We start from the raw sequence: 26,910 nt of genomic DNA on the forward strand, positions 1-26,910 counted from the left end.
GACAGTGAGACAGATCTGTCGTTATCGTCTCACGTGATGCCCGTCATCGATTTGCGCGCCAGGGAAGAAGTGACGGGTGACGACCGCATCGTGGATGCGACGCTGCGCTGCGTCGCGCGTTGGGGCTTGGCCAAGACCACGCTCGAAGACGTCGCCCGCGAGGCCGGCATCAGCCGGGCGACGCTGTATCGCACCGTGCCCGGCGGCAAGGACAACCTCATGGCGCTGGTGTCGGCCGTCGAGCTGAACCGCTTCTTCGGCGAACTGCACGCAGCTGTCCAGTCGGCCACCACGCTCGAAGACACGATCGTGACCGGCGTGGTCACCGCGGCACGCCACCTTCAGCACCACGGCGCCCTCAAGTTCATGATCGAGCACGAACCCGAACAGATCCTGCCCCAGTTCGCCTTCGGCAACCTCGACCGCCTGCTCGCCAACGTGCGCACGTTTGCCGCGCCCTATCTCGAGCCGTGGCTCGGCGCCGACGCCGGCCGCGGCGCCGAATGGCTGACGCGCATCGTGTTGTCCTACGCCTGCGCGCCGTCGGCCGAGTTCGACCTCACCGACGAGGCGTCCGCCCGCCGCCTCGTGCGCACCTTCGTCATGCCCAGTCTCTCGTCGTCATCCTCAACAAAGGAATCCGTGTCCCATGTCAGTCACTGAAAACCCAATCTCCGAGAACGCCGCCATCATCGGCCGCGAGGACATCAACGACCTCGAAGCCATCCTCTCGGTCACCAACACCGAGCGCGACGCCATCATCAGCAACGTCGCCTCGAACTACGACTCGATCTTCACGTGGGACTACGAGAAGGGCCACCGCCCGAAGCTCGACCGTCTCTACGAGAAGGCGAAGACGTCGATGTGGAACGGTCAGACCGACCTGCCGTGGGAGACGCCCGTCGACCAGGAAGAGGTAGCCCGCAACAACGCGGCGGCCAACAGCACCGGCCTGAGCCAGAACATGGACCTCGCGGGCACGCCGTTCGAGAAGTGGGGCGACAAGGAATTTCTGCAGGTCGCCATCGAGTCGCAGAACTGGACGCTCAGCCAGTTCATGCACGGCGAGCAGGGCGCGCTGATCTGCACGGCCCGCATCGTCGAGTCGGTGCCGTGGATCGACGCCAAGTACTACGCGTCGACGCAGGTGATGGACGAGGCCCGCCACGTCGAGGTCTTCGCCAAGTACCTCGACGAGAAGCTGTCGGGGCACTACCCGATCAACGCCCACCTGAAGATGCTCCTCGACGACATCATCCAGGACAGCCGCTGGGACATGACCTATCTCGGCATGCAGATCATGGTCGAGGGCCTCGCCCTCGCCGCCTTCGGCTTCATCCACCAGCTCACCACCGAGCCGCTGCTCAAGCAGCTGCTGCGCTACGTCATGAGCGACGAGGCGCGCCACGTCGCGTTCGGCGTGCTGTCGCTGCAGGACTACTACCAGGAGCTCACGGCCGCTGAGCTGCGCGAGCGCCAGGAGTTCGCCTTCGAGGCTGCCGTGCGCATGCGCGACCGCTTCCTCCAGCAGGAAGTGTGGGAGCGCATGGGCATCCCGGTGAAGGACGCCGTGCAGCTCGTCATGCAGGCGCCGGAGCGGCAGGGCTTCCAGTCGATGCTGTTCTCCAAGATCGTGCCGAACTGCAAGAAGCTCGGCCTGCTCGACGCCGGCGCCGACAAGGGCAAGCCGGGCTGGCTGCGCGAGAAGTTCACCGAGCTCGGCGTCATCGCCTTCGAGGACTGGGCCGACACCGGCGAGGAGTACGAGATGTTCGCCCTCGCCAACGGCGAAACGCAGGGCTCGTCCAAGACCGCGTAGTTCCCCCCACTACGCCCCAACTGGGCGCGTCAGCTCGTGGTTTTCACGGGTTGACGCGCCCAGTTCGCGTTCGGGGCGAGGTTCGGTGTCAGTTGAAGACGATGACGTCGCGGGCGATCTCGCCGGTCTTCATGGCTTCGAAGCCGTCGTTGATCTCGTCGAGGCTGATGCGGGCCGACACCAGTTCGTCGAGCATGAGCCGGCCGTCCATGTAGAGGTCGACGTAGCGCGGCATGTCGAAGCGGAAGCGGTTCGAGCCCATGTTCGAGCCCTGGATCTTCTTTTCGGCGAGGAAGTCGAAGCCGTTGAGTTCGACCGACTGGCCGATCGGGATCATGCCGACGACCGTGGCGGTGCCGCCCTGCGCCAGCATCTGCCACGCCTGCTCGGCGGTCGCCTTGAGCCCGATCGCTTCGAAGGAGAACTCGACGCCGCCGCCGGTCAATGCCTGCACCTGCGACACCGCGTCGCCGTTCGACGCGTTGACGAGGTCGGTGGCACCGAACTGCTCGGCCATCTTCAGCTTCGTCTCGTTCATGTCGACGGCGATGATGCGCGACGCACCCGCGATGCGGGCGCCTTGCACGATGTTGAGCCCGACGCCGCCGCAGCCGATGACCGCGACCGTCGCCATGGCGGGCACCGCCGCGGTGCGGAACACGGCGCCGAGGCCGGTCGTGACCGAGCAGCCGATGAGGGCGGCGCGGTCGAGCGGCATGTCCTTGCGGATCTTCACCAGCGCGTTCTCGTGGATCAGCATGTTCTCGGCGAAGCTCGACAGGTGCAGGAACTGATGGCACGGCGAGCCGTCGGGCATCGAGAGGCGCTGCGGGCCGGTGAAGTCGCGGGTCAGGCCTTCTTTCGTGCAGCGGTTCGGGAAGCCGGACAGGCAGTACTCGCACTTGCCGCAGAAGACCGACAGGCACGTGATGACGTGATCGCCCGGCTGCACGTAGGTCACGCCGGGTCCGACAGCCTCGACCACGCCGGCGGACTCGTGACCGAGCACCGTGGGAGTCGGATACGGGTAGGCGCCCGTCATGAAGTGGAGGTCGCTGTGGCACAGCCCGGCGGCCGCGGTGCGCACCAGCACCTCGCCGGGGCCGGGTTCGCCGATGGTGACCTCGTCGATGTCGAGTTGTCCGGGAATCGTCTTGAGAACGGCAGCACGCATGGGTCGACTCTTGCACTTCTGACCACGCGGTGCCCGTAGTCTGCGCAGGTGGCTGTCGCATCCGATCCGGCGTTTCTCGCTCTGCACTTGGTGCGCGTGCGCGGCGTGACGCAGAGCGCGGAAATCGCGGCGGCGACGGGCCTCGACGAAGCGACCGTCGACGCCGCTATGCGGCGTCACCAGGCGGACGAGTTTGTGACGTTGCGCACCGGCGCCCTCGCCGGGTGGGCGCTCACAGCCTTCGGCCGCGACGAAGACGCGCAGCGCGCCGCCACCGAACTCGACGGGGCCGGACTCCGAACGACGGTCGACGCGCTGTACCGCCGCTTCCTCGTGCTCAACCCGCAGTTGTTGCGGCTGTGTACCGACTGGCAGCTGTTCCCGCCCGTCGACAACGCGACGCCGCCCGAGCGCAACCGGCACGAAGATGCCGACTACGACGCCGAGGTGCTGGCCCGTCTCGCCAAAGTCGATAGCGCCGCGCAGCCGATCTGCGCTGAACTGGGCGATGCCCTCGCACGCTTCGGCAACTACGGACGCCGGCTCGCCGCAGCGCGCGCCCGCGTCGAAGCCGGCGAGCACGACTGGATGACGAAACCGATGATCGACAGTTACCACTCCGTGTGGTTCGAACTGCACGAAGATCTTCTCGCCACGCTCGGCATCGAGCGGGGGAGCGAACCGGCACAGGTGGAGGAACAAGCGTCGTGAGGAATGCAGGCCGGTGGGGACAGATCCTTACCGCAATGGTCACGCCGATGCACGCGGACGGATCCGTCGACTACGACGGCGTCGCCACGCTGGCGCGGTACTTGCAGGACAACGGCAACGACGGACTCGTCGTCACCGGCACGACGGGTGAGTCGCCCGTGCTCACCGACACCGAACGCGTCGAGGTGTGGCGCGCCGCCATCGAGGCGGTCACGATCCCGGTCATCGCCGGGTCGGGCACCAACGACACCGCCCACTCCGTCGAGATGACCAAGGAGGCCAAGCGCGTCGGCGCCGCCGCGGTGCTGGCGGTGACGCCGTATTACAACCGGCCCTCGCAGTCGGGCCTCTACGGCCATTTCAAGGCGATCGCCGAGTGCACCGACCTGCCGGTGATGCTCTACGACATCCCGATTCGCTCGGGCCGCAAGATCGCCAACGAGACCTTCCTCAAGCTGATCGCCGACTGCTCCACCATCGTGGCCAACAAGGACGCGGCGAAGGACCCGTCGTCGACCGCGATGCTGCTGCGCGACGCGCCCGACTACTTCGAGGTGTACTCGGGTGACTCGTCGCTCACGCTGCCGTTCCTGGCGGTCGGTGCCTGCGGCGTCGTGGGCGTCGCCAGCCACTGGACCGCCGCGGCGCAAAAGGAGATGATCGAGGCGTTCTCCAAGGGCGACGTCGACCGCGCCCGCGAGCTCAACGCCGCGCTCGCCGCGTCCTACGACTTCGAAGGCAGCGACGCGTATCCCAACCCGGTGCCGACCAAAACGGTGATGCGACGGCTGGGTTTGCCCGTCGGCCAGTGCCGGCTGCCGATGGGTCCGGGGTCGCCCGAACTCGACGCCGCGGCCGACGCGTTGCTGGCATCGCTCGGGTCGATGGCCGCGCCCAAGTACAAATAAGGGATGGCAGCACCGGTTCGAGTCATCTTTCTGGGCGGACTCGGGGAGATCGGGCGCAACTGCGCCGTGGTCGAAGTCGACAACCGGCTGCTGCTCATCGACTGCGGGCTCATGTTCCCGAGCCTCGACATGCCCGGTGTCGACCTCGTACTGCCGGACTTCACCTTCCTGCGCGAGAACGCCGACCGGGTCGAAGCGTGCGTGCTCACCCACGGCCACGAGGACCACGTCGGCGCGCTGCACTTCCTGCTGCGTGACCTGTCGTTCCCGCTCTACGGCTCGGCGCTCACGCTGGGCCTGGCCCGCAACCGCATCGACGAAGCCGGCCTCACGAAGCGCACCGACTTCCGGCCGGTCAACTCCGACGGCGACCGGGTGCAGATCGGCCCCTTCGACGTCGAGTTCATCCCCGTCACCCACTCGGTGCCCCACGCCTTCGCCATCGCGCTCCACACGCCCCAGGGGATCATCCTGCACTCGGGCGATTGGAAGCTCGACCTCACGCCGGTCGACGGGCGCACCACCAACATCGCTCGCATCGGCGCGCTGGCATCCGAGCACGGCATCCGCCTGCTGCTGGGTGACTCCACCAACGCCGAGAGCGCCGGCCACACCGTGTCGGAAACCGTGATCGGCGAGGCGCTGCGCGACCTGTTTCGCGACAACGAGGACAAGCGCGTGATCGTTACGTGCTTCGCCTCCCACATCCATCGCATCCAGCAGGTGATGGACGCGGCGGTCAAGCACGGGCGCACGATTGCCACCCTCGGCCGCTCGATGGGCAAGAACGTGGCGCTGGCCCGCAGCCTCGGCTTGCTCGACGTGCCCGACAACGCGGTGGTCGACATCGACGATCTCGGCGACCTGCCGCCCGAGAAGGTGTGCGTCGTGTCGACGGGGTCGCAGGGCGAGCCGCTGAGCGCCCTGGCGTTGATGGCGGCGGGCGAGAACCGGCGCATCAAGGTGGGTGAGGGCGACGTCGTGATCCTGTCGAGCCACGCCATCCCCGGCAACGAGAGCAACGTCGGCAAGGTGATCGACGGCCTGCACCGCCTCGGCTGCGACGTGGTGCACTCCGGTATCGCCCAGGTGCACGTGTCGGGCCACGCCAAGGGCGAGGAACTCAAGACGCTGCTCACGCTGGCCCAGCCCGAGTTCTTCATCCCCGTGCACGGCGAGTTCCGCCACCTGACGCACCACGCGCGCTTGGCCAAGATGCTCGGCATGTCGGACAACCACGTGCTGCTGTGCGAGGACGGCGATGTGATCGAGTTGTCCGACGACGGCATCGACTTCGCCGACACCGTGCCCGCCGGGTACCTCTACGTCGACGGCATCGTCGGCGACGTGGGCGAGTTCGTGCTGCGCGACCGCAAGGTACTGGCCGACGAAGGCGTCGTGATCGTCGTGGTGACGGTCGACGCGCAGACCGGTGAAGTCGTGAGCGGTCCCGAGATCATCACGCGCGGTTGGGTCTACGCCCCCGAAGCCGAAGGCCTGCTGGACGAAGCGCGCGAGGCGGTGCGCGCCCACGTCAGCAGTGTGCAGACCAACGACGCCGACACGCTGCGCAAGGCGGCGCGCTCGGCGCTGGGCAAGTTCGTGAGCGAGCGCACGCGGCGCCGCCCCATGATCGTGCCCATCGTCATGGAAGTGTGACGGCGGCGACGTAGCCGTCCGGGCGGATCATCACCGCCTGCGGCAGCGGCACCCGGCCGATCACCGGCAACTCGCACGTCGTCGCCGTGCACTGCGCCGCCAGGTCGAGCTCGACGGGTTGCGCGGCGTGGAGCCGTTCGTAGACGCGATCGTTACGCAGGTCGAGGTCGGGCATGCGCCGTCCGACGAGCGGGTGGTCGCCGCCGAGGTCGTAGAACACGTCGAGGCCCGTCACCATGCCGGCGACGTAGCGGCGCGGCTCGTCCATCGCCAGCAGTTCGATCGTGATGTCGCGCATGGCGTCGTGGCGTTCGTCGGCGATGCTGAGCGCCACCTGCGCCATCGTGTTGTGCAGCACGCGGGCGGCGACGGGATGGCGCTCGGCGTGGTACGTGTCGAGCAGTGCGTCGGGCGCGGCGCCGCGCAGCACCTGGCCGAGCTTCCAGCCGAGGTTGACGGCGTCCTGCACGCCCACGTTGAGGCCCTGGCCGCCTTGCGGCCCGTGAATGTGGGCGGCGTCGCCGGCGACGAACACGCGCCCGGATCGGTACGTCGCCGCCTGGCGGGTGGCGTCGCCGAAGCGCGAGATCCACGTGGGGTTGCGGAGGCCGAAGTCGGTGCCGTACTTGGCCACGAGCAAGGCGTGGGCGTCCTCGAAGGTCGGTTCGCCGTCGTGGCTGACCGCATCCTCCTTCAGTGCGAAGCGGTAGCGGCCGTCGTCGACGCCGGGGTTGGCCGGCCCGAGTCCACCGCCCTCGCGGCGCATCCCGACTTCGGGGTCGGTCATCTCCGCTTCGCAGATGAGGAAGGTGGCGGTGGCGTCGTAGCCGACGAAGTCGATCCCCGCCGTCTTGCGCACCACGCTGCGGCCGCCGTCGCAGCCGACGAGGTAGGTGGCGCGTACGGCGTCGCCGTCGTCGAGGGTGACGGTGACGCCGTCGTCGTCTTGCACGAAGCCGCGCACGTCGCGGCGGCGCATGATCGGCGCCCCGAGTTCGTCGAGCACCCAGCCCGCGAGGATGCGCTCGATGTCGCGCTGCCACAGGCCGAGCAGGTAGTTGTGGCGCGTCGGGAAGTCGGAGATGTCGAGGAAGATCCCGGCAAAGCCGGCGGCGGGATGCTTCTGGCCGGCGTCGACGAACCGGTCGACCACGCCGCGCTGGTCGAGCACCTCCAGCGTGCGCGGGTGCAGCCCGCCGGCGCGTGAACCATCGAGGTCTTGGGTCGCCCGGCGTTCGACGATGACGGCGTCGACGCCCGCCAGTCGCAGTTCCGCCGCCAACATCAACCCGGTCGGTCCGCCGCCGGCGATCACCACATCGTGCGCGTTCATCGGCGGCATGGTGAGGACTCGAGGGTCCTTGCCGCAAGCCCCCCACCTCGCGGTAGGTTGGTAGTGCCGGGGGAGTGATCCGCTAGAAAGCGCCCATGGCGTTCACCGGAATCGCAGGCAAGGTCGCACTCGTCACGGGAGCGGCGCGCCCGAGGGGGATTGGTCGGGCGACGGCGCTGATGCTCGCTCGCGAAGGTGCCGACGTCATCTGCGTCGATCTCGGCGCGCCGATGGCCGACTTCCCGCACCACGGCGTCGCCGAGCCGACCGATCTCGAGACGATCGTGCAGGAGATCGAAGCGATGGGCCGGCGCGCTGTTGGCATCAAGGCGGACTGCACCGACGAAGCGCAAGTCGAAGCGGCGGTCGCGGAAGGCACCGAGGCCCTCGGTGAGATCTCGCTGCTGGCCAACGTCGTCGGCGGCGGCGGCTTCGGCATGGGCGCGGGCCCGCTCACGTACCTGCCGACGGATCAGTTCGACAAGATGATCTCGCTCAACTTGCGCAGCATGTTCCTCATGACCCGCGCCGTTGCCGCGCGCATGGTCGCCGCCGGGACGAAGGGGCAGATCTGTTCGGTGTCGTCGCAGGCGGGCAAGCGCGGCATGCCGCCGCTCGGCGCCTATTGCGCGGCGAAGGCCGGGATCATCATGCTGACCCAGACATGGGCGATTGAGCTGGGCCCGTCAGGCATCACGGTCAACGCCGTGTGCCCGGGCACGGTCGACACCGACCTGCTGAACAAGGACCATCAGATGGAGAACATCTTCAGCGGTCAACCCGGTGGGTTCGACGCGTGGCTGCAAAGCCAGATCCCGCTCGGGCGCATGCAGACCGCCGAGGACGTCGCCAACTCGATCGTCTTCCTCCTCAGCAACGAGGGCAACTACATCACCGGCGAGGCGCTCAACACGAGCGGCGGCCAGACGATGGTCTGACGTGGCGGGATCCGTCACCATCCCGCCGCCGGTCATGACGGCCGGCGAACTCGACGACTTCCTCGTCAAGGCGTTCTTCAACCAGCGCGCCTATCACGTGTCGGAGGTGACCGACCGCGGTGTCGTGCTCACGATCCCGATCGGCCCCGAACACGAGCGGCCCGGCGGCACGGTGAGCGGGCCGACGATGATGTCGCTGAGCGACGCCGCCGCCTGGCTGGCGACGCTGTCGCGCATCGGCCCCGTCGCCCTCGCGGTCACCACGAATCTCAACATCAACTTCCTGCGCAAGCCGTCGCTCGACCAGGACCTGTTCGCCGAAGCGAACCTGATCAAGCTGGGCAAGCGCCTGTCGGTGACCGAGGTCGGTTGCTATTCGGGCGACCACCTCGTGTCGCACGCAACGGTGACGTACTCGATCCCTGCCTAGCACCGGCTACCCTCCACCTCGGGCGGACCGAACGTAGGTACGGTTTATCTGGCCATGGCCACAACGAAGCGAGGCCCCGCTCGCACTCGGAAAGCCCCGGCGACGACGCGTCGTCCCGCGGCAAAGAAGAACGCGTCGACGCTCGAACGCGTCCGCAAATCACTCGCCACCCACCTCGGCCGCCAGTCCGACGACGTGTGGGGACTCCTCCTCGTCGCCTTCGGCGTCGTGTGCGCCCTCGGCATCTACGCCGACCTCACGGGGCCGGTCGGGCGCTTCCTGCGCGACCTCGCCGGCCTGCTGTTCGGGTGGGGCCGACTCGCGCTCCCCGTCGCCGTCGCCGGCGTCGGCGTGGCGTTGCTGCAGGGCCGGCCGCGCCAGGAACCGGCGCGGGTCGTCATCGGCACGACGTTCATGGTGCTGGCCGGGACCGGTCTCATCCACTTGGCCCAGGGCGCGCCGGCGTGGACCGATCCCGCCGACGAGCTGCGCAACGCCGGCGGTCTCGTGGGCGTTGCCATCGCCGAGCCGCTGCGCAGCCTGCTGGCGGTGCCGGGCGCGGCGCTCATCTTGGTGGTCCTCGGCCTCGTCGGCCTGCTCGTCGTGTTGAAGTTGTCGGCGCGCGAGGCGTGGGGCCATCTCGTCCACGGCCTCAAGAAGGCGGTCGACGTGCTGAGCGGTTCGGCGCGCCACATCGCGGCGGCCACGACCACCGACGTCGAGGAGCGCATCGACGCGTCGCGGCGTCATCCGACGCGCCAGAAGAAGCCGGCGCTCGAAGTCGTGCCGCCGCCCACCGAAGACGACGCGCCGGAGGTAACCGAACCCGAGCCCGACCCCGAGATCACCGTGTCGGTGCCCGAAACCACCGAGCCCGTCGCGGCGGACCAGCTGGCCATCGACCTGGGCCCCGCGCACCGCGAGGGTCCCTGGCGCCTGCCGCCCCTGGCGCTGCTGAAGCGATCGAAGGCCGTCGAGATCGACCGCCGCCAGATCGAAGCCGGCGGCCGCACGCTCGAGCACGCGCTGGCGGCCCACGGCGTCGAGACGCGCCTCGTGGGCATGACCGTCGGGCCCACCGTCACCCGCTACGAACTCGAACTGGGCCCGGGTGTGAAGGTCGCCAAGGTCACGAGCCTCCACAAGGACATCGCCTACGCGATGGCGTCGCCCGACGTCCGCATCCTGGCGCCGATCCCGGGCAAGTCGGCCATCGGTGTCGAGGTGCCCAACCGCGATCGCCAGCTCGTCGCCCTTGCCGACATCCTCGGCTCTGAGGAAGCCCGCAAGTCGACGCATCCGCTCGAGGTCGCGCTGGGCAAGGACATCGCGGGCCGTGCGGTCATGGCGAACCTCGCCGAGATGCCGCACATCCTCATCGCCGGCGCCACCGGCGCCGGTAAGTCGAGCTGCATCAACAGCCTGATCACCTCGGTGCTGGTGCGCTCGACGCCCGACCAGGTGCGCATGATCCTGATCGACCCCAAGCGCGTCGAGCTCGGTCAGTACAACGCGTTGCCGCACCTGCTCACCCAGGTCGTCGTCAACCCCAAGCGCGCCGCCAACGCGCTGAACTGGGCGGTGAAGGAAATGGAGCGGCGCTACGAGTTGCTCTACGAGGTCGGCGTGCGCGACATCACCGGCTACAACGCCGCGTTCGATCGTGGCGATCTGCAACCCGAGCCGGGAGAGGACAAGGAGTACAAGCGCCTTCCGTTCATCCTCGTGGTGGTCGACGAGCTGGCCGACCTGATGATGGTGGCGGCCCGCGACGTCGAAGAGTCGATCTGTCGTATCGCGCAGATGGCCCGCGCCGTCGGCATCCACCTCGTCATCGCGACGCAGCGCCCGTCAGTCGACGTCATCACCGGCGTCATCAAGGCCAACGTGCCGTCGCGCCTGGCCTTCGCCGTGTCGAGCCAGACCGACAGCCGCGTCATCCTCGACCAGCCCGGTGCCGAGCGTCTCGTCGGCAAGGGCGACATGCTGTTGCTGACGGCGAACTCGTCGAGCGGCCGGCGAGTGCAGGGCGCATGGGTGGGCGAGGACGAAGTGCGCAAAGTGGCGGGGCACTGGAAGCGCCAGGCGCGCGCCGAATACGTCGAAGGCGTCGAAGGCGAAGACGCGGGACCGGGGGAGCGCACCTTCGGCGGCGCCGGCGGTGATTCCGACGACGAGCTGCTGCGCGCTGCCCGTGACCTCGTCGTGCGCAGCCAGCTCGGTTCGACGTCGATGCTGCAGCGCAAGCTCAAGGTCGGCTTCGCCCGCGCCGGTCGCCTGATGGACTTGCTCGAAGAAAATGGTGTCGTCGGACCGTCCGAAGGATCGAAGGCACGCGCCGTGCTGATGACGGTCGAGGAACTCGAGGCGCTCGACCAGGCCTCCTAGGCGCGAGAACCTACGGCGCGGGGCGTTATCTATCTATGCCCAGCACCCTTTCCCGCGCGCTGCGTCGCGCTGCAAATCGACTTGATCAGCGCGGCGTCGACCGCCGAGCCGTTGCCCGTCAGATCGTCGGCGGCGCTTGGGAGGAGATGGGCCAGCACCAGTTCAACTTCCTCGTGGAGCAGGGCCTCCAGCCGAGCGACTGGATGCTCGACGTCGGCTGCGGGGCGTTGCGCGGCGGTGTGCACTTCATCCGCTACCTCGAGCCCGGGCATTACTGCGGGATCGAGCGTGAGCAATGGATTCTCGACGTCGGCGCCGAGGAACTCGCCGACGCCGGTCTGACCGACCGGGCGCCCGTCCTGCTGTGCAACCGGGACTTCGAGTTCGACAAGTTCGGTCGGCAGTTCGACGTCGCCCTCGCGCAGTCGGTCTTCACCCACATCCCGCTCAACAACATCCACCGGTGTCTCGTGCGCATGTCCGAGGCACTGCGCCCCGGCGGCGTGTTCTACGCCACCTTTCTCGACAACCCGGGTGACCCCAACGATCTGTCGCCGATCGAGTTCCCGCAGAAGGACGGACCGCCGTCGGTCACGTATCCCGACCGCGACCCGTTCCGCTACCACGTGCGGTTTTTCGAGGATCTCGTCAACGGCCTGCCCCTGAAGCTCGAGCACATCGGCGACTGGGGTTCGCCGCGGGGCCAGTCGATGCTGGCGTTCCACAAGGTCTGAGTCTCACCCGCCGCCCAGACGCGCAAGAGGGCCGGCGCTTCGTTGCACCGGCCCTCTTTGCTCAGTAGAGCGAGGTTGTTGCTACGCCGCGAGACGCATGTGCGACTTGCGCTGCTGTCTTTCTGGTTAGCGAAGCGCTGTTACGCAGCGAGACGCATGTGCGACTTGCGCTCTTCCGGCTCTTCGCCCTCGGACGCGCCCAGCCAGTGGTGGAGACCACGCCACACGCTGGTGGTGCCGGCGAGCGCGACGCCCGTCAGCAGATGGCCCACGGTGGCGTTGCGCACGGCGATGTGCCAACCGGTGAACATGCTGTAGTCCATCCAGTAGGCGACGCCGATACCCATGGCCAACATCACGAAGCCGTGATAGCGCCGGAGCATCGGCACGAGATCCTCGAGGAAGTTGGCGACGGCGAAGATGCCGAGACCGACGAAGGCGAGGGTCAGAAAGTCATGCATGAGTACTGCCTCCTGACGGGAGGGGAAGTTGTTTCCCGTCACTGCTTTCGACCACGCCGTCGACGAAAAAGTGACAACTAGGTTGTTGCAATGCGCGCCAGATGTCCGTGTAGTTCAGCCAACTTGGGACCCGGCTTCGACGCGCTCGCGCTGGCGCTGAGTCTCTACGTCGACGTCTCCGTGGAGCCGGCGGACGCGCTGTCGATCACGGCCCACGGCGAGGGCGAGGACTTCCCGGTGGGTCCCGATCACATGGCGGCGCGCGTGGTGCGGGATGTGCTGGGTCACGACAACGTCGCGATCACCATCCGTTCCGAAATCCCGGTGGCGCGGGGCCTCGGGAGCAGCGCGGCGCTGGCGGCTGCCACCGCCGCCGCCGCCGGCGCCGCCGAACCACTCGCGGTTGCCACCGCCGTGGACGGCCACGCCGAGAACGCGGCGGCGTCCGTACTCGGCGGCCTCGTCGTGGGCACCATGGTCGGCGACACACCCGTCGCCGAACGCCTGGCCGTCGACGACCGGCTGGCGTTCGTCGTCGTCATCCCCGACCGGATGCTGTCGACGCGTGACGCCCGCGCCGCCTTGCACCAAGAGGTGTCGTTGCACGACGCGGCGACGAACCTCGGACGCCTCGGATTGCTCATCGCCGGATTCGCCGACGCGTCGCGGTTCTCGGCCTATGCGATGGAAGACACCCTGCATCAGCCGTACCGCATCCCGCTGTTTCCGGAATCGGCGCCGATCATGCGCGGCCTCGTCGAGGCGGGCGCGCTCGGCGCCTGCTGGTCCGGCGCCGGCTCGACGCTGCTCGCCGTGGCAATGGAGGGCGACGCCGACGCAGTGTGCGCCGCCGGTGTCGACATGCTGACCGAGACGAACGTCGCGGGGCGCGCCGTGCGCCTTGACGTCGACCGGACCGGTCTCGTCGTCACTGACTAAGTTCCGTCGCCGTGCCCAGCGAGCCATCCCGCGACCTCGTCGCCATCGACAACCCGCATCCGGGACGCGTGTACGAGGTCACGTGCGAGACGCCGGAGTTCACCTGCGTGTGTCCGATGACGGGCCAGCCCGACTTCGCCACCGTCACCATCAGCTATGTGCCCGGCGACAAGATCGTCGAGTTGAAGAGCTTGAAGCTGTACCTGTGGTCGTTCCGCAACGAGGGCGCGTTCCACGAGGACGTCACCAACCGGATCCTCAACGACCTCGTCGCCGCGTTGTCGCCGGTCTCGATGACGGTGACGACCGATTGGCTGGTGCGCGGCGGGATCCACACCATCGTGAAAGTGAGTCACCCCAATGGCTGATATCGAGATCGTCACCGAAGGCTTGGCCTTTCCCGAAGGACCGGTCGCGATGCCCGACGGTTCGGTGATCGTCGTGGAGATCAAGACGGGCAAGCTGACCCGCGTCGCCCCCGACGGCACCAAGACCGAGGTCGCCGACGTGGGCGGCGGGCCGAACGGCCTCGCGGTGGGCGCCGACGGTGCGCTGTACGTGTGCAACAACGGTGGCTTCCAGTGGACCGAGCTCGGCGAGATCAACCTGCCGCTCGGACCCGGTGGCGTGTCGCATCACGCCGACTACACGACGGGCTCGCTCCAGCGCGTCGACATCGACAGCGGCGAGGTGACGACGCTGTACACCGAGTGCGACGGCAACCGCCTCAACGGTCCGAACGACATCGTGATCGATAAGGACGGTGGCATCTGGTTCACCGATCTCGGCAAGACGCGCGAGCGCGACGTGGACCGCGGGTTCATCTACTACGCCAAGCCTGACGGCTCCCAGATCGTCCAGGTCGCGCGGGGCAACCACGGCTACAACGGCATCGGTCTGTCGCCCGACGGATCGCGCCTGTACGCCGTCGAAACCGCCACCGCCCACCTCTACGCCTGGGACGTGGCCGGCCCGGGTCAGCTCACCGGCGGCAACCCCGTCACCGGCGGTGGCATGTACCTCGGCGCCGGCCATCCACCGGCGCTGTTCGACTCGCTCGCCGTCGAGGAAAACGGCAACGTGTGCGTCGCCACGCTGGCGCACGAGGCCGGGATCACCGTGTTCGCTCCCGACGGCCAGATCGTGGAAAACGTGCTGTTCCCCGACCCGCTCACCACGAATATCTGCTTCGGCGGCGACGACATGCGCACCGCGTGGGTCACCCTGTCGGCCACCGGAAAGCTGGCCAAGACCACCTGGGCGCGCCCCGGCTTAAAACTCAACTACTGAGTTCCGTACCCTTAGCGGTGTGAAGTACTGGGTCGAGACGCTCGGCTGCCCCAAGAACGAGGTTGACTCGGCCAAGTTGATCGGCACGCTCGAGGCCGACGGCTACGTGGCCGCCTCCTCCGCCGCCGACGCCGACGTCGTGGTCGTCAACACCTGCGCCTTCATCGACGCGGCGCGCCAGGAGTCGGTCGACACCGTGATCCAACTCGGCGAGGTGAAGCGAGCCGACGCCCGCCTCGTCGTGACCGGCTGCATGGCCGAGCGCTACGGCGCCGAACTGGCCGACGCGCTGCCCGAGGTCGACCAGGTGGCGGGCTTCGGCGTGCCCGTGACGCTCGGCGCCAAGCCGGCCGTGCCGAGCTTCGACCTGCTGAACCTGCCGCGGCCGCGCTCGCCTCGGCCGTGGGCCTACGTCAAGGTGGCCGAGGGCTGCGACCGCAACTGCGGCTTCTGCGCCATCCCGTCGTTCCGGGGCAAGCAGCGGTCGCGCACCCGCGAGTCGATCCTCGAAGAAGTCGAGGCACTCGACGCCCGCGAGATCGTGCTCGTCGCCCAGGACCTCGCCAGCTACGGCAACGACATCGGCGAGCGCCGCGCCATCACCGCCCTCGTCGAGGCCGTGGCGGCGCGCACCGAGCGTGTCCGGTTGCTGTACCTGTATCCGTCAGACCTCACCGATGGTCTGATCGACGTGATCGGTGCGACCGGGGTGCCCTATTACGACTTGTCGCTCCAACACGCGTCCGCGCCGCTGCTCAAGCGGATGCGGCGGTGGGGCAACGGCGACAAGTTCCTGACGCGCATCGACGACATTCGGGCGCGGTATCCCGACGCCACCATTCGTTCGAACTTCATCGTCGGCTACCCCGGCGAGAGCGAGGCGGACCACGACAACCTCCTCGCCTTCATGCAGGCGGCGCAGTTCGACTGGGTCGGGTTGTTCGCGTACTCGCGCGAAGAAGGCACCTACGCCGACACGCAGGACGGCCACGTCGACCCGTCGTTGGTGCAAGAGCGCCTCGCCGAGGCCAGCGAGTTGCAGGACGGCATCACGCGCGCCCGGCGCGCCGCCCACGTCGGCACGACCCAGACGGTCCTGGTCGACGCGCCGGGCGTCGGTCGGTCGCATCGCGAGGCTCCCGAGATCGACGGCGTGGTGCGTATCCCCGACGATCTCCCCGTCGGCACCTTTCAGACGGTTACCGTCACCGGCGTGATCGGCGTGGATCTCGAGGCGTCGCGGTGAAGACCGAGTCGTCCTTCGGGTCCTCGGCGCTGGTGACGCCGGCCAATCTCGTCACCGTTCTGCGCCTGCTCGTCAGCCCGTTCCTGATCGTGACGATCGCGTCGGGTGGGGCGTCGTGGCCGGCGGTCGCGTGCTGGGTGTTGCTGACCTCGACCGACGGCGTCGACGGGTATCTGGCGCGCCGCCACGGTACGACGAGCTCGGGTGCATTTCTCGACCCGCTGGCCGACAAGGTGCTCGTGCTCGGCGCCCTCGCCGCGCTGGTGTCGCGCAACGATCTGTCGGCGCTGCCGGCGATCCTGATCGGCGTACGCGAGGTGGCGGTGTCGATCTATCGCTCGTGGTTGGCGCAGCGTGGGATCAGCGTGCCGGCGCGCTGGTGGGCGAAGGTCAAGACGGTGCTGACGGAAGTCGCCATCGGGTTCGCGCTGTTGCCGCTCACCACGAACGTCAAGTGGTTCTACCGCGATCTGATCTGGCTGGCGGTCGTGCTCACGCTCGTGACCGGCGCGCAGTACTTCCTCGAAGGAGGACAGCGGGTTCGTGCGAGTTGAAGTCGTCGCGGTCGGCACCGAGCTGCTGCTCGGCCAGATCGTCGACACGAACTCCGCCTGGCTCGGCGAGACGCTGGCGGCCGCCGGCATGGACCGTCATTTTTCGACGGCGGTGGGCGACAATCTCGGCCGCATCGTCCACGCGTTGCGCTGTGCGCTGGCGCGCGCCGACGCCGTCATCGTGTGCGGGGGCCTCGGCCCGACGCAGGACGACATCACGCGGGAGGCCATCGCCGAAGTGATGACGGTGCCGCTGCACCGAAACGCCGAGGTCGCGGCGCGCGTCGAAGAGATGTTCCGGGCGCGGGGCCGCGAGATGGCGGCCAATAACCTGCGTCAAGCCGACGTGCCTGCAGGCGCAACGGTGATCGACCAGACGATGGGCACGGCACCGGGCCTCATCTGTCCGGTCGGCCACAAGGTCATCTACGCGGTGCCAGGCGTGCCCTACGAGATGCAGGACATGGTGACCCGCGCCGTCATCCCCGACCTGCTGGCGCGCTCGGGGGAGACGGCGACGATTCGCAGCCGCGTCCTGCGCACGTGGGGAACGTCGGAGAGCATGCTCGCCCAGCAATTGCACGCGCGTTTCCTGCATCACGAATCGAATGCGACCCTTGTCACGATCGCCTTTCTGGCGTCGGGCATCGAGGGCATCAAGGTGCGCTTGACGGCGAAGGCGGCCACCGAGGCCGAGGCGCTGAGCGCGCTGGCGGACGAAGAGGCAGCGGTGCGGGCGCTGCTGGGCGACCTCGTGTTCGCCGTCGACAACGACACCATGGAATCGGTAGTGGGCGACATGCTCGTGGCCCGCGGCGAGACGCTCGGCCTCGCCGAATCGCTCACAGGCGGCCTCGTCGGTTCGCGCTGCGCGGCGGTGCGCGGCGCCACCAACTGGTTCCGTGGGTCGATCGTGTCGTATGCGTCCGACGTGAAGTTCTCGGTGCTCGGCGTGCCCGAGGGGCCTGTCGTCTCGGCCGAGGCGGCCAAGGCGATGGCGGTCGGCGCGGCCAAGGTGCTCGGTGCCGACATCGGCCTGTCGGTCACCGGCGTCGCGGGGCCCGACGAGCAGGAAGGTCAGCCCGTCGGCACTGTGTTCTACGGCATCGCTCGCAACGGCACGGTCGACGCCGTCGAGGTGCGGCTGCCGGGCGATCGCGACCGGATCCGCCAATTCAGCGCCATCTCGCTAATGGACCTGCTGCGGCGCCGACTGCGCGAGGAGGGCTAGTGGACGAACGCGAGGCGCACCAGTACTTCGCCGTGCAGGCGTTCAACGCGGCGTGGGAGTTGATCGACAAACCCGATCGGACGCCCGACGACGACGCCGCGATGCTCGAGCGCGCGTTCGCCTCGCGGTGGCACTGGGGATTCGTGGGCGGCCCGGAGCAGACCGCAACGGGCGACTGGCAGATCGCGCATTGCGCGTCGCTCCTCGGCTATGGCTGGATGGCCCAGCAGTATGCGCAACGCGCCTTCGACGTGTGCGAGCGCGAAGGATGGATGGACTGGCAGCGGGCGTCGATGCTCGAAGGCATGGCGCGGGCCGCCGCGGTCGCGGGTGATGCTGCGGCCCATCGCAAGTACTACACGCTGGCGGAGGAAGCCGTCGCCGCCATCGCCCAAGAGGAGGAGCGGAACGTGATTGCATCGCAACTGGCAACGGTGCCCAAGCCCTAATGGCACGCGAGGGTCTCACCGCGTTTCAGGCGGTCAACAAGAACTTCGACGAGGCGGCGGCGATCATCGACCTCGACGACGAGATGCGGTCGATCCTCACGACGACCTACCGGGAGATTTCGGTCCAGATTCCCCTGCGGCTCGACAACGGCGACCTCGTGGTGGCGCAGGGCTACCGGGTGCAGCACAACGGCGCCCGCGGGCCTTACAAAGGCGGCATCCGGTATCACCCCAACGCGGATCTCGAAGAGGTGCGGGCGCTGGCGTCGTTGATGACGTGGAAGACGGCGCTGCTCGACATTCCCTTCGGCGGGGCCAAGGGTGGCGTCACCATCGATCCGTCGGGCATGAGCCCGGGCGAACTCCAGCGCCTGACGCGGCGCTACGCCAACGGCATCAGCCACGTCATCGGCGTCTACCGCGACATCCCGGCGCCGGACATGAACACGAACGCGCAGACAATGGCGTGGTTCATGGACGCGTTCTCGGCGTCGCACGGGTATTCGCCGGCGTGTGTGACGGGCAAGCCGCTCGGTCTCGGGGGTCAGCCCGGCCGGGAAGGTGCGACGGGCCTCGGCGTGGCCTACGTGCTCGAGGCGTACGCCCGCGAGCACAGCCTCGACCTCAACGACCTGCCGGTCGTCGTTCAGGGCTTCGGCAACGTGGGTTCGTTCGCCGCGCTGGCGGCGTCGACGCGGGGCTGCCGTATCGTCGGCGCGTCGGACATGTGGGGCGGCATCTTCTGCGCCGAGGGCCTCAACGTGCCGGGCCTGTTCGCCCACGTGAAGGCGGGCGGCAAGGTCAACGAGTTCCCGGGCACCTACGACAAGGTCACGAACGAGGAACTGCTCGAGTTGCCCTGCGCGGTGCTGATTCCTGCGGCGCTCGACGAGCAGTTGCATCAGGGCAACGCCGAACACATTCAGGCCGAAGTCGTGATCGAAGCGGCCAACTATCCGACGACGCCGAACGCCGACAAGATCCTCGCCGACCGCGGCATCACGCTCGTTCCCGACATCCTCGCCAACGCCGGCGGCGTCACCGGCTCGTACTTCGAGTGGACCGCCAACATCCAGCAGATGCCCTGGAGCGAGAACCGTTTCAACGAGACCCTTCACGACTACATGACCCGCGCCTACGACGCCGCGTCGGCGTTCGCGCGTGAGAGGGACTGCACGCTGCGGCAGGCGGCGTTCGCCATCGGCATCCAACGCGTCGCCGAAGCCGAGCGCATGCGCGGCTACATCTAAGCGCGCCGCGCTTCGATGAGAAAGCGCGTCGATGTGGCGTGGAACGGGAACGTCATCGCCGCGAGACGGTCGCGATATTTCGCCACCGTGAAGTCCGGGACGATCCACACCACGAGGCGCAGGAAGTAGATCACCGCGCCGACGTCGTAGAAGACCATCGGTAGTTCCTCGTAGCGCAGGTCGAGAACCTCGAGTCCGACGCCCTCGGCCTCCCGTCGCGCCCGCTCGGGAGTGCGAGCGTCGGAGGCGGGCCACGGTCCGACGAACCACTCACCGACTGCGGCCGCGCTGCGCGCCCCGACGTGTTGTGCAACGTAGGTGCCGCCGGGCGTGAGGACGCGGGCGATCTCGTCCCAGTGCGCGGCGACGGGGTGGCGCGAGATCACAAGATCGAACGACGCGTCGCGCAAGGGAAGCGCCGCGCCCGTCGCGCAAACCATGCCGGGCCGCGGTTGGTAATCCTCGACGCCGACGACCAGCGGCGGCAGATGCGGAATCGAGTCCAGCAGTCGGCCGTCGCCGCACTCGATGTCGAGCAGCGCGTGCGCGTGCGCGGCGCGTTCGGCGACGCGCTCACGGAAATGCCACGACGGCCGCGCCTCGGTCGCCCGCCCGTCGAGCCACGAGAAGTCCCATCCGACGGTCGGCGCCGCGGCGGCTTCGTCGATCAGGTCGTCGACCTCACTCATATGCGTTGTCAGGCAACCACACGCTCCGACGAGTGGCGACGGAATTGGCGGCGTTTGGATCGTGATCGCGGTCAGATCACCGTCCGAACTCCGCCAAACCTCGGGCGAATGCTTGTTCGAACAGTTGTTCGGAATTACACTCGTGTTTGTTGTTACACCCCTTCCGTAGGGTGGCGCCTGTCAGACACAAGACGAGAGAGAGGGGCTCCGGTGGAGCGCGAAAAGGCACTCGAGACGACGCTGGGTCAGATCGAGAAGCAGTTCGGGAAGGGCGCAGTCATGCGCATGGGTGAGAAGCCGTCGATGTCGGTGGAGACCATCCCGACTGGTGCATTGGCCCTCGACTTGGCGTTGGGTGTGGGCGGTCTGCCCCGCGGGCGCGTAATCGAGATCTTCGGCCCTGAGTCATCCGGTAAGTCGACCCTGGCGATGCACGTCGTGGCCGAGGCGCAGCGCAACGGCGGCACGTGCGCCTACGTCGACGCCGAGCACGCCATGGACCCGGTGTATGCCGCGGCCATCGGCGTCAACACCGACGAGCTGCTCATCAGTCAGCCCGACACCGGTGAGCAGGCGCTCGAGATCGCCGACATGCTGATCCGCTCGGGTGCGCTCGACGTGTTGGTCATCGACTCCGTCGCGGCCCTCACGCCCCGCGCCGAAATCGAAGGCGAGATGGGCGACACCCACGTCGGCCTCCAGGCCCGCCTCATGAGCCAGGCGCTGCGCAAGCTCACGGCCAACCTCAACCGCAGCAACACGATCTGCATCTTCATCAACCAGCTGCGCGAGAAGATCGGCGTGATGTTCGGTTCGCCGGAAACGACGCCCGGCGGCCGTGCGCTCAAGTTCTATTCGTCGGTGCGCCTCGACATCCGTCGCATCGAGGCGATCAAGGACGGCACCGAGGTCGTGGGTAACCGCACCCGCGTCAAGGTGGTCAAGAACAAGGTGGCGCCGCCGTTCCGGCAGGCCGAGTTCGACATCGTCTACGGCAAGGGCATCAGCCGCGAGGGTTCGGTCATCGACATCGGTGTCGATCTCGGCATCGTAAAGAAGGCAGGCGCTTGGTACACCTACGAGGGCGAGCAGCTCGGCCAGGGTAGGGAGAACGCCAAGACGTTCCTGCTCGAGAACCCCGAGCTGATGGTCACGCTGTACGACCGCATCTGCAAGGCGTCGGGCATCGGGCAAGACGACGTTCCGCTCGGTGAGGGCGAGGGCGACGACGAACCGATCGAGCTCGCCGAACTCGACTGAGTTGAAGACGGGGCTCGGTCGTTACCCTTAGGCGGGTAATGACCGAGCCCCGTTCGTATTTCGTGCGCACCTTCGGGTGCCAGATGAACGAGCACGACTCGGAACGCATCGCGGGCCTGCTCGAGGCCGACGGGCTGGTGGCGGCGACCTCCGCCGACGACGCCGACGTCGTCGTGCTCAACACCTGTTGCATCCGCGAGAACGCCGACAACCGGCTCTACGGCACCCTTGGGCACTTGGCGTCGACCAAGCGCAACCGGCCGCAGATGCAGATCGCGGTGGCCGGCTGCCTGGCGCAGAAGGACCGGGACCTGATCCAGCAGCGGGCGCCGTTCGTCGACGCGGTGTTCGGCACCCACAACGTCGGCCGAGCCGCCGAATTGCTGCACGAAGCGCGCCGTCACGGACCGATCACCGAGATCCTCGAAGAGTCCGACGCGTTCCCCTCGGCGCTGCCGGTGCGCCGCGACGTGTCCTACGCCGCCTGGGTAACGATCCAGATCGGTTGCGACAACGCCTGCGCCTTCTGCATCGTGCCGTCGGTGCGGGGCAAGGAGATCAGCCGGCCCCTCGCCGAGCTCGTCGGCGAGGTCGAGGGTCTTGTGGCCCAGGGCGTCACCGAGGTGACGCTGCTCGGCCAGAACGTGAACTCCTACGGGCGTGACCTCACCAAGCGTCGCCCGCTGTTCGCCGAGTTGCTGCGCGGCGTCGGCGCCGTCGACGGGTTGCGCCGCGTCCGCTTCACCTCGCCGCACCCGAAGGACATGCGGCCCGAAGTGTTCGCCGCCATGGCCGAGACCGACGCGGTGTGCAATCACTTGCACTTTCCACTGCAGTCCGGCAGCGACCGCGTCCTCGCGGCGATGCACCGCGGCTACAACGCGTCGCGCTATCTCGACAAGGTTGCCCAGGCCCGCGCCGTTGTCGACGACCTCGCCATTACGTCCGACATCATCGTCGGCTTCCCGGGCGAGACCGACGACGACTTCGCGCGCACCCTGGAAGTCGCCGCCGAGGTCGGCTACGACTCCGTCTACCCGTTCATCTTCTCGCCCCGCACCGGCACCGAGGCGGCGACCATGGTGGACCGGTTCGTACCCGAAGACGTAATCGCCGACCGCTTCGAGCGGCTCAAGATCGTGCTCGATCGCTCGGCGCAGCAACGCCACGAGGCTCGCGTCGGCCGGGTCGAGTCCGTCCTGATCGAGGGGCCGTCGAAGCGCGACGACGCCCGCTGGTCGGGCCGCACCACGCAGAACAAGCTCGTGCACTTCGCCCATGCGCCGGGCGTCGCCGTCGGCGCCTACGCGGACGTGCGCGTCACCCACGCCGGCAAGCACCACCTGGTGGGTGAGCTGGTGGCCGTGACCGCGCCGCCGCGGCATAAGACGCGCATCCCGGTTGCCGCGCTCTAAGGGTCGCCACGTCGCGCTGGTCGGGCCGACGGGTTCGGGCAAGTCAGCCCAGGCCATGGCGATCGCCGGCGCGATTCCCGAGTTCGAGATCGTCTCGGTCGACGCTATGTGCGTGTACCGCGGCATGGACATCGGTACCGACAAACCGTCGGCTGCCGACCGCGCCGCCGTCCCGCACCACCTCGTCGACACCGTCGACCCGTCCGACGACTACACCGTGGCGCGCTTCCAGTCGGACTGCGCCGCGGCGGTGCGGACCATCGAGCAGCGCGGCAAGCGGGCGCTACTCGTCGGCGGCACGGGTCTGTACGTGCGCGCGGCTGTCGACGGGCTCTCGGTGCCGCCGCAGTTCCCGGCGGTGAAGGAGCAACTCGAAGCCGAGCCCGACACCGCCTCGCTTTACGCCCGTCTCCGGGAAGTCGACCCGGACGCCGCGACGAAGATGGAACCATCGAACCGCCGGCGCATCGTGCGCGCCCTCGAGGTCTGCATCGGATCAGGCCGCCCGTTTTCGTCGTACGGTCCGGGGCTCGACATCTACCGGCCGGCGCCGTTCCGGCTCGTCGGCGTGTGGCCCAGCCGCGACGCCACCGCGGTGCGAATCCGGACTCGGTTCGAGCGCATGCTCGCCGCCGGGTTCGTGGCCGAGGTCGAGCGCCTGGCGGCGACCGCCGTGTCACGCACCGCCCGCCAAGCACTGGGTTACCGGCAGCTGTTCGAACACGTCGAAGCCGGCCGGCCCCTTGACGAATCCGTCGCCGACGCCGTCGGGGCGACTGTCCGTTTTGCCCGGCGCCAGCGGGCCTGGTTCCGACGCGATCCGCGCATCGCGTGGTTTCCGCCCGATATCGATCTTGCCACCGTCGCCGGTCGGCAAAACTGGTGACGTGCGGCTGACCAAACACGAGGGATGGGGCAACGACTTCCTCGTGCTGTCCGACCCGCAGAACGCCACGCCCGGCACGCCCGAGTTGGCGCGCCGGCTCTGCGACCGCCGCTACGGCGTCGGCGCCGACGGCCTGCTCCACTTGTCCAAGCAGAACGTGCGCGCCGACCTGACCATGACGCTGCACAACGCCGACGGGTCAGCGGCGGAGATGAGCGGCAACGGCCTGCGCTGCCTCGTGCAGGCGGCCGTGCTCGGCGGCTGGGTCGGAGGCGGCCGCCGCATCACCGTGTCGACGGCCGCCGGGTACCGCAGCGCGGATGTCACCAAGACCGACGATCCCCGCGTGCACTTCATCCGCGTCGACATGGGCGCGGTACAGATCGTGGGTACCGACGAGGACGACATGCTGCTCGACGTCGGTAACCCGCACCGCGTGCGCCGCGTCCCCGAACCCGACGCCTACGACCTGGCGGCGGCGGGCGCCGCCCACCCCGACGTCAACCTCGAGGTCATCGCCGACGCCGGCCCCGACGCCGTGAAAATGCGCGTGCACGAACGCGGCGCGGGCGAGACACTGGCGTGCGGTACCGGTGCCTGCGCCGTGGCCGTCGCCGCTTCCAAGTGGGGCCTCGTCACCGGCACGGTGGTGACGGTGCGCCAACCCGGCGGCGACGCCGAGGTCGACATCACCGATATCGACCACGTCCAGCTCGCCGGACCCGTCACGTACATCGCAACGATAGAAGCGCCCTGACCTCATGACCCTGATCGACCGAAGTTTCCGCGAAAAGATCGTCCTCGTCGGCGTGGCGTTCGGTCGGGCGAACCCCGAGGAGGTCGAAGATCACCTCGACGAACTGGCGCTGCTGGTCGACACCGCCGGCGCCGACGTGGAGGCGCGCGTATTGCAGCGTCGCGACGCGCCCGATCCGGCGACCTTCGTGGGCAAGGGCAAGGCCGAAGAGCTCCACGACCTCTCCGAGCAGGTCGACGCCGACACGGTGGTGTTCGACGACGAGCTGACGCCGGCCCAGCAGCGCAACCTGGAGAAGATTCTCGGACGCACCGCCATCGACCGCACCGACGTGATCCTCGACATCTTCGCCCAGAACGCCCGCACGCTGGAAGGCAAGGCGCAGGTGGAGTTGGCCCTGCTGCGCCACCGCCTGCCGCGGTTGAAGGGGCGGGGCAAAGCGCTGTCGCAGCAGGGCGGCACGAGCGGCTTCATCGGGACGCGTGGTCCGGGTGAAACCCAGCTCGAGGTGGACCGTCGCCGGTTGATGCGGCGCATCACCCAACTCGAAGGCGAGTTGAAGAAGCTCGCCAAGAAGCGCGGCGTGCAGAGCGCGCAGCGCCTCAAGTCGCGGCTGCACAACGTGTCGATCGCCGGCTACACCAACGCCGGCAAGTCGACGCTGCTCAACGCCCTGACCGACGCCGGGGTGCACGCCGAGAACCGGCTGTTCGCCACCCTCGACGCCCGCACGCGCCGTCTCGATCTCCCCGGCGGCGAGACGATCCTCGTCTCGGACACCGTCGGGTTCATCCGCAAGCTGCCCCACCAACTCGTCGAGGCGTTTCGCTCGACGCTCGAAGTGGTGGTCGAGTCGGAGCTGATTCTCCACGTCGTCGACGCGTCGGCGCCGAATCCCGAAGCGCAAATGGCCACGGTGCGCGAGGTGCTCGGCGAAATCGGCGGCGGTCACATCGCGGAGTTGCTCGTGTTCAACAAGGCCGACCTCAATCCCGAAGAAGCCGACCGCCTGGTGCGCGCCCACCCCGGGTCGGTGGCGGTGAGCGCCAAGACCGGCGCCGGCATCGCCGACCTGCTCGAGGCGATCGGTGCGTGGCTGCGGGCACAGTCGAAGGTCGTCGAGCTCGAGATCCCCTTCGCCCGCGGTGACGTGCTCGCGGCGGTGCACCGCGAGGGCGAGGTGCTCGAGGAGACGCACGGCGAGCGCGGCACGCGCGTGCGGGTGCGCGTCGACAACGCCGGCGCGGCGCGCTTCGAGAACTGGATTGTCAGCTGACCCGCACCCCCTTCGTGCCGCCGGTGTATCCCTACGACCGGCTCAACGACGCCAAGGCGGCGGCGGAACAGTTGCCGGGCGGCGTCGTCGACCTGTCGATCGGCACGCCGTGCGACCCGCCGCCCCAGGTCGTGCTCGACGCGCTGGCGACGAGCAACACCGAGCGTGGGTACCCGCAGTCGGTCGGCTCGCCGGCGCTACGCGACGCCGCCCATGCATGGATGCAGCGCCGCCTTGGCGTCGACGTGCCGGCAACCCAGATCGCGGCGTGTGTGGGCACCAAGGAGTTCGTCGGCACGCTGCCGCAGTGGTTGGCGCTGCGTACTCCTGGTCGCGACACGGTGCTGTATCCGGAGTTGGCGTACCCCACCTACGAGATGGGCGCGATCCTGGCGAGCTGCCGCGCCGTGCCCGTACCGGTGGCGGCGGACTTCACTTTGCGCCTCGACGCCATCTCCGAGGAGGATGCGGCGCGCGCCCTGTGCCTGTGGGTGAACACGCCGGGTAACCCGGCCGGTCAGCTCGACGACCTCGGCGCGGCGGCCGCGTGGGGCCGGGCGCACAGCGTGCCGGTGTTCAGCGACGAGTGCTACGTCGAATTCACGTGGGACCGGCGCAGGCGCACCATCCTCGAGCACGGCAGCGAGGGCGTCGTCGCCGTGCATTCGCTGTCGAAGCGATCGAACCTGGCGGGCGTGCGCGTCGGCTTCTACGCCGGCGACGCCGAGTTGGTGCACTACCTCTCCGAGGTGCGCAAGCACGTCGGGCTGATGGTTCCGGGCCCGGCGCAGGCGGCGGCGGTGGCGGCGTTGGGCGACGACACCCACGTCGACGAACAGGCGGCGCGTTACCACCACCGCCTCGAACGCACCGCCCAGATCCTCAAGGCCGTGGACCTCGACGCGTCGATGCCCCAGGGCGGCTTCTACCTCTGGGCCGAAGCGCCCGGCGGCGATGCCTGGGGCTTCACCGATCGCCTCGCACGCGACGCCGGCTGCCTCGTCACCCCGGGTGACACGTTCGGCCCCGCCGGCGCGCGCTACGTGCGCGTCGCCGTCGTGCAGCCCGACGATCGCATCGAGTTAGTCGCCCACCGCCTCGGCGTTTAGCCTC

Annotated in this window: 27 protein-coding genes; 23 read left to right on the top strand and 4 right to left on the bottom strand. The window is 68.4% G+C overall.

The genetic code is table 11. The annotated features are described in order from the left end of the window. The first annotated feature begins 36 nt into the window (after positions 1 to 36). Together VHC63_04510 and VHC63_04515 are read left to right on the top strand one after the other, a co-directional pair. Complete coding sequence (locus VHC63_04510; protein ID HVV35843.1) at positions 37 to 663, top strand: helix-turn-helix domain-containing protein; 627 nt, start codon at positions 37 to 39, stop codon at positions 661 to 663. Beyond that, positions 650 to 1,819, top strand: a complete 1,170-nt coding sequence (locus VHC63_04515) for a ferritin-like domain-containing protein (protein HVV35844.1) — start codon at positions 650 to 652, stop codon at positions 1,817 to 1,819. Before VHC63_04510 ends, VHC63_04515 begins: the two co-directional genes overlap by 14 nt. An 88-nt stretch (positions 1,820 to 1,907) precedes the next feature. Here the strand turns inward: VHC63_04515 and VHC63_04520 are convergent, their stop codons facing one another. Further along, positions 1,908 to 2,993, bottom strand: a complete 1,086-nt coding sequence (locus VHC63_04520) for a Zn-dependent alcohol dehydrogenase (GenBank protein ID HVV35845.1) — start codon at positions 2,991 to 2,993, stop codon at positions 1,908 to 1,910. 48 nt (positions 2,994 to 3,041) lie between these two features. Here VHC63_04520 and VHC63_04525 point away from each other — a divergent pair, with 48 nt between their 5' ends. The 3 genes from VHC63_04525 to VHC63_04535 are packed head-to-tail and all read left to right on the top strand — an operon-like array spanning position 3,042 to position 6,271. After that, the gene (locus VHC63_04525) at positions 3,042 to 3,704 is read left to right on the top strand and encodes a hypothetical protein (GenBank protein HVV35846.1); all 663 of its coding nucleotides are present in this window, start codon (positions 3,042 to 3,044) and stop codon (positions 3,702 to 3,704) included. Next, positions 3,701 to 4,612 carry a 4-hydroxy-tetrahydrodipicolinate synthase gene (gene dapA / locus VHC63_04530; protein HVV35847.1) on the top strand — a complete coding sequence of 304 codons (912 nt, stop codon included), beginning with the start codon at positions 3,701 to 3,703 and terminating at the stop codon, positions 4,610 to 4,612. Before VHC63_04525 ends, dapA begins: the two co-directional genes overlap by 4 nt. A 3-nt stretch (positions 4,613 to 4,615) precedes the next feature. Then, entirely contained in the window at positions 4,616 to 6,271 is a 1,656-nt protein-coding gene (locus VHC63_04535) for a ribonuclease J (protein HVV35848.1), read from the top strand. Here the strand turns inward: VHC63_04535 and VHC63_04540 are convergent. Further along, entirely contained in the window at positions 6,258 to 7,604 is a 1,347-nt protein-coding gene (locus VHC63_04540) for an FAD-dependent monooxygenase (GenBank protein ID HVV35849.1), read from the bottom strand. The two genes, VHC63_04535 and VHC63_04540, sit on opposite strands and share 14 nt — an antisense overlap. 95 nt (positions 7,605 to 7,699) lie before the next feature. On the opposite strand from VHC63_04540, the gene VHC63_04545 reads away from it, so the two are divergent. From VHC63_04545 to VHC63_04560, 4 genes are read left to right on the top strand one after another with little or no spacing between them, the layout of a single operon-like run. Continuing rightward, complete coding sequence (locus tag VHC63_04545; GenBank protein HVV35850.1) at positions 7,700 to 8,542, top strand: SDR family NAD(P)-dependent oxidoreductase; 843 nt, start codon at positions 7,700 to 7,702, stop codon at positions 8,540 to 8,542. Between the two features lies 1 nt (position 8,543). After that, the gene (locus VHC63_04550) at positions 8,544 to 8,972 is read left to right on the top strand and encodes a PaaI family thioesterase (protein HVV35851.1); all 429 of its coding nucleotides are present in this window, start codon (positions 8,544 to 8,546) and stop codon (positions 8,970 to 8,972) included. Positions 8,973 to 9,026: 54 nt separating this feature from the next. Further along, positions 9,027 to 11,360: a DNA translocase FtsK 4TM domain-containing protein gene (locus tag VHC63_04555; protein HVV35852.1), complete on the top strand. Its 2,334-nt coding sequence runs from the start codon at positions 9,027 to 9,029 to the stop codon at positions 11,358 to 11,360. Positions 11,361 to 11,395: 35 nt separating this feature from the next. Beyond that, the gene (locus tag VHC63_04560) at positions 11,396 to 12,094 is read left to right on the top strand and encodes a class I SAM-dependent methyltransferase (protein HVV35853.1); all 699 of its coding nucleotides are present in this window, start codon (positions 11,396 to 11,398) and stop codon (positions 12,092 to 12,094) included. 140 nt (positions 12,095 to 12,234) lie between these two features. Here the strand turns inward: VHC63_04560 and VHC63_04565 are convergent, their stop codons facing one another. Then, complete coding sequence (locus VHC63_04565) at positions 12,235 to 12,555, bottom strand: hypothetical protein (GenBank protein ID HVV35854.1); 321 nt, start codon at positions 12,553 to 12,555, stop codon at positions 12,235 to 12,237. A 90-nt stretch (positions 12,556 to 12,645) separates the two neighbouring features. Between VHC63_04565 and thrB the strand changes: the two genes are divergently transcribed. From thrB to VHC63_04605, 8 genes are read left to right on the top strand one after another with little or no spacing between them, the layout of a single operon-like run. Continuing rightward, a complete protein-coding gene (thrB, locus tag VHC63_04570; GenBank protein ID HVV35855.1) occupies positions 12,646 to 13,494 on the top strand; it encodes a homoserine kinase in 849 nt (282 codons plus the stop codon). Between the two features lie 11 nt (positions 13,495 to 13,505). Further along, on the top strand, positions 13,506 to 13,862 hold the full coding sequence (gene queF, locus VHC63_04575; GenBank protein HVV35856.1) for a preQ(1) synthase: 357 nt from the start codon (positions 13,506 to 13,508) through the stop codon (positions 13,860 to 13,862). After that, positions 13,855 to 14,784 carry an SMP-30/gluconolactonase/LRE family protein gene (locus tag VHC63_04580; protein HVV35857.1) on the top strand — a complete coding sequence of 310 codons (930 nt, stop codon included), beginning with the start codon at positions 13,855 to 13,857 and terminating at the stop codon, positions 14,782 to 14,784. The genes queF and VHC63_04580 overlap by 8 nt, the downstream gene beginning before the upstream one ends. A 19-nt stretch (positions 14,785 to 14,803) precedes the next feature. After that, complete coding sequence (gene rimO / locus VHC63_04585; GenBank protein ID HVV35858.1) at positions 14,804 to 16,030, top strand: 30S ribosomal protein S12 methylthiotransferase RimO; 1,227 nt, start codon at positions 14,804 to 14,806, stop codon at positions 16,028 to 16,030. Next, a complete protein-coding gene (pgsA, locus tag VHC63_04590) occupies positions 16,027 to 16,584 on the top strand; it encodes a CDP-diacylglycerol--glycerol-3-phosphate 3-phosphatidyltransferase (protein ID HVV35859.1) in 558 nt (185 codons plus the stop codon). The genes rimO and pgsA overlap by 4 nt, the downstream gene beginning before the upstream one ends. Beyond that, on the top strand, positions 16,574 to 17,815 hold the full coding sequence (locus tag VHC63_04595; protein ID HVV35860.1) for a competence/damage-inducible protein A: 1,242 nt from the start codon (positions 16,574 to 16,576) through the stop codon (positions 17,813 to 17,815). Before pgsA ends, VHC63_04595 begins: the two co-directional genes overlap by 11 nt. Next, the gene (locus VHC63_04600) at positions 17,815 to 18,264 is read left to right on the top strand and encodes a hypothetical protein (GenBank protein HVV35861.1); all 450 of its coding nucleotides are present in this window, start codon (positions 17,815 to 17,817) and stop codon (positions 18,262 to 18,264) included. Before VHC63_04595 ends, VHC63_04600 begins: the two co-directional genes overlap by 1 nt. Next, a complete protein-coding gene (locus VHC63_04605; protein HVV35862.1) occupies positions 18,264 to 19,514 on the top strand; it encodes a Glu/Leu/Phe/Val dehydrogenase dimerization domain-containing protein in 1,251 nt (416 codons plus the stop codon). The genes VHC63_04600 and VHC63_04605 overlap by 1 nt, the downstream gene beginning before the upstream one ends. Here the strand turns inward: VHC63_04605 and VHC63_04610 are convergent. Then, positions 19,511 to 20,203, bottom strand: coding sequence for a class I SAM-dependent methyltransferase (locus tag VHC63_04610; GenBank protein ID HVV35863.1), 693 nt, complete (start codon positions 20,201 to 20,203; stop codon positions 19,511 to 19,513). The genes VHC63_04605 and VHC63_04610 overlap by 4 nt on opposite strands. 210 nt (positions 20,204 to 20,413) lie before the next feature. On the opposite strand from VHC63_04610, the gene recA reads away from it, so the two are divergent. From recA to VHC63_04640, 6 genes are read left to right on the top strand one after another with little or no spacing between them, the layout of a single operon-like run. After that, complete coding sequence (gene recA / locus VHC63_04615; GenBank protein HVV35864.1) at positions 20,414 to 21,463, top strand: recombinase RecA; 1,050 nt, start codon at positions 20,414 to 20,416, stop codon at positions 21,461 to 21,463. Positions 21,464 to 21,501: 38 nt separating this feature from the next. Then, the gene (gene miaB, locus VHC63_04620; GenBank protein HVV35865.1) at positions 21,502 to 22,878 is read left to right on the top strand and encodes a tRNA (N6-isopentenyl adenosine(37)-C2)-methylthiotransferase MiaB; all 1,377 of its coding nucleotides are present in this window, start codon (positions 21,502 to 21,504) and stop codon (positions 22,876 to 22,878) included. Continuing rightward, positions 22,865 to 23,764, top strand: a complete 900-nt coding sequence (gene miaA / locus VHC63_04625; GenBank protein HVV35866.1) for a tRNA (adenosine(37)-N6)-dimethylallyltransferase MiaA — start codon at positions 22,865 to 22,867, stop codon at positions 23,762 to 23,764. The genes miaB and miaA overlap by 14 nt, the downstream gene beginning before the upstream one ends. Position 23,765: 1 nt before the next feature. Continuing rightward, positions 23,766 to 24,521 (top strand): diaminopimelate epimerase, encoded by a 756-nt coding sequence (gene dapF, locus VHC63_04630; protein HVV35867.1) that lies wholly within the window; start codon positions 23,766 to 23,768, stop codon positions 24,519 to 24,521. Between the two features lie 4 nt (positions 24,522 to 24,525). Beyond that, a complete protein-coding gene (gene hflX, locus VHC63_04635; GenBank protein ID HVV35868.1) occupies positions 24,526 to 25,797 on the top strand; it encodes a GTPase HflX in 1,272 nt (423 codons plus the stop codon). Between the two features lie 23 nt (positions 25,798 to 25,820). Further along, the gene (locus tag VHC63_04640) at positions 25,821 to 26,906 is read left to right on the top strand and encodes an aminotransferase class I/II-fold pyridoxal phosphate-dependent enzyme (protein ID HVV35869.1); all 1,086 of its coding nucleotides are present in this window, start codon (positions 25,821 to 25,823) and stop codon (positions 26,904 to 26,906) included. Positions 26,907 to 26,910: the final 4 nt, after the last annotated feature.

The sequence above is a fragment of the Acidimicrobiales bacterium genome, from assembly GCA_035546775.1.
Classification (GTDB): domain Bacteria; phylum Actinomycetota; class Acidimicrobiia; order Acidimicrobiales; family JACCXE01; genus JACCXE01.

Coding starts and splice junctions, on each gene's coding strand:
- VHC63_04535 (HVV35848.1), top strand. CDS start 4,616: ATGGCAGCACCGGTTCGAGTCATCTTTCTGGGCGGACTCGGGGAGATC.
- VHC63_04610 (HVV35863.1), bottom strand. CDS start 20,203: ATGAGTGAGGTCGACGACCTGATCGACGAAGCCGCCGCGGCGCCGACC.
- miaB (HVV35865.1), top strand. CDS start 21,502: ATGACCGAGCCCCGTTCGTATTTCGTGCGCACCTTCGGGTGCCAGATG.
- VHC63_04540 (HVV35849.1), bottom strand. CDS start 7,604: ATGAACGCGCACGATGTGGTGATCGCCGGCGGCGGACCGACCGGGTTG.
- VHC63_04520 (HVV35845.1), bottom strand. CDS start 2,993: ATGCGTGCTGCCGTTCTCAAGACGATTCCCGGACAACTCGACATCGAC.
- VHC63_04565 (HVV35854.1), bottom strand. CDS start 12,555: ATGCATGACTTTCTGACCCTCGCCTTCGTCGGTCTCGGCATCTTCGCC.
- VHC63_04510 (HVV35843.1), top strand. CDS start 37: ATGCCCGTCATCGATTTGCGCGCCAGGGAAGAAGTGACGGGTGACGAC.
- VHC63_04580 (HVV35857.1), top strand. CDS start 13,855: ATGGCTGATATCGAGATCGTCACCGAAGGCTTGGCCTTTCCCGAAGGA.
- thrB (HVV35855.1), top strand. CDS start 12,646: ATGCGCGCCAGATGTCCGTGTAGTTCAGCCAACTTGGGACCCGGCTTC.
- VHC63_04555 (HVV35852.1), top strand. CDS start 9,027: ATGGCCACAACGAAGCGAGGCCCCGCTCGCACTCGGAAAGCCCCGGCG.
- VHC63_04605 (HVV35862.1), top strand. CDS start 18,264: ATGGCACGCGAGGGTCTCACCGCGTTTCAGGCGGTCAACAAGAACTTC.
- VHC63_04560 (HVV35853.1), top strand. CDS start 11,396: ATGCCCAGCACCCTTTCCCGCGCGCTGCGTCGCGCTGCAAATCGACTT.
- VHC63_04515 (HVV35844.1), top strand. CDS start 650: ATGTCAGTCACTGAAAACCCAATCTCCGAGAACGCCGCCATCATCGGC.
- hflX (HVV35868.1), top strand. CDS start 24,526: ATGACCCTGATCGACCGAAGTTTCCGCGAAAAGATCGTCCTCGTCGGC.
- VHC63_04545 (HVV35850.1), top strand. CDS start 7,700: ATGGCGTTCACCGGAATCGCAGGCAAGGTCGCACTCGTCACGGGAGCG.